2 rRNA genes are annotated in these 1,585 nt (G+C 51.1%); both read right to left on the bottom strand.

The window, feature by feature from the left end:
* Positions 1-9: 9 nt before the first annotated feature.
* A 5S ribosomal RNA gene (rrf, locus tag DBR23_RS28540) occupies positions 10-122 on the bottom strand.
* A 142-nt stretch (positions 123-264) separates the two neighbouring features.
* Positions 265-1,585, bottom strand: a 23S ribosomal RNA gene (locus DBR23_RS28545); the annotation flags it as partial.

A 1,585-nucleotide genomic window follows, 5' to 3' on the forward strand; every position in this document is an offset into this window, starting at 1 on the left:
GCTGTAAGAGCCTGACGATGACCTACTTTCACACGGGAACCCGCACTATCATCGGCGCAAAGTCGTTTCACTGTCCTGTTCGGGATGGGAAGGAGTGGGACCAACTTGCTATGGTCATCAGGCATAACTTGGTGCTGGGCAGTTTTGTGAACTGCCTGGCGAATTCATAGAGTCTGGAATCAGATTTTGTGTATTTGACTGCGTCTAACTTGGCATAACAGACTTTGAGCTTCACGCTGTGAGCGTGTTGGCTATCAAAGTTATAGGGTCAAGCCGCACGAGCAATTAGTATCAGTTAGCTTAACGCATTACTGCGCTTCCACACCTGACCTATCAACGTCCTGGTCTTGAACGACTCTTTAGGGGGCTCAAGGCCCCGGCAGATCTCATCTTGAAACGAGTTTCCCGCTTAGATGCTTTCAGCGGTTATCTCTTCCACACTTAGCTACTCGGCAATGCCACTGGCGTGACAACCGATACACCAGAGGTGTGTCCACTCCGGTCCTCTCGTACTAGGAGCAGGCTTCCTCAAATCTGCAGCGCCCACGGAAGATAGGGACCAAACTGTCTCACGACGTTTTAAACCCAGCTCACGTACCTCTTTAAATGGCGAACAGCCATACCCTTGGGACCGGCTACAGCCCCAGGATGAGATGAGCCGACATCGAGGTGCCAAACACCGCCGTCGATATGAACTCTTGGGCGGTATCAGCCTGTTATCCCCAGAGTACCTTTTATCCGTTGAGCGATGGCCCTTCCATACAGAACCACCGGATCACTATGTCCTGCTTTCGCATCTGCTCGACTTGTCAGTCTCGCAGTTAAGCACGCTTATGCCATTGCACTATCGTCACGATGTCCGACCGTAACTAGCGTACCTTCGAACTCCTCCGTTACGCTTTGGGAGGAGACCGCCCCAGTCAAACTGCCTACCATGCACTGTCCCCGATCCAGATAATGGACCTAGGTTAGAACCTCAAACACACCAGGGTGGTATTTCAACGTTGGCTCCATGAGAACTAGCGTCCTCACTTCAAAGCCTCCCACCTATCCTACACAGATCTGTTCAAAGTCCAATACAAAGCTACAGTAAAGGTTCATGGGGTCTTTCCGTCTTTCCGCGGGGAGATTGCATCATCACAAACATTTCAACTTCGCTGAGTCTCAGGAGGAGACAGTGTGGCCATCGTTACGCCATTCGTGCAGGTCGGAACTTACCCGACAAGGAATTTCGCTACCTTAGGACCGTTATAGTTACGGCCGCCGTTTACTGGGACTTCAATCAAGAGCTTGCACCCCATCATTTAATCTTCCAGCACCGGGCAGGCGTCACACCCTATACGTCCACTTTCGTGTTTGCAGAGTGCTGTGTTTTTATTAAACAGTCGCAGCCACCGATTTTTTGCAACCCCGTTGGGCTCCCTCTGTACGAGTTCACCTACTTGGGGCATACCTTCTCCCGAAGTTACGGTATCAATTTGCCGAGTTCCTTCTCCTGAGTTCTCTCAAGCGCCTTAGAATACTCATCTCGCGCACCAGTGTCGGTTTGCGGTACGGTCGTCAATAGCTGAAGCTTAGTGGCTTT

The organism is Acidovorax sp. HMWF018, from assembly GCF_003061035.1.
In the GTDB taxonomy this organism is placed as follows: Bacteria; Pseudomonadota; Gammaproteobacteria; order Burkholderiales; family Burkholderiaceae_C; genus Acidovorax; species Acidovorax delafieldii.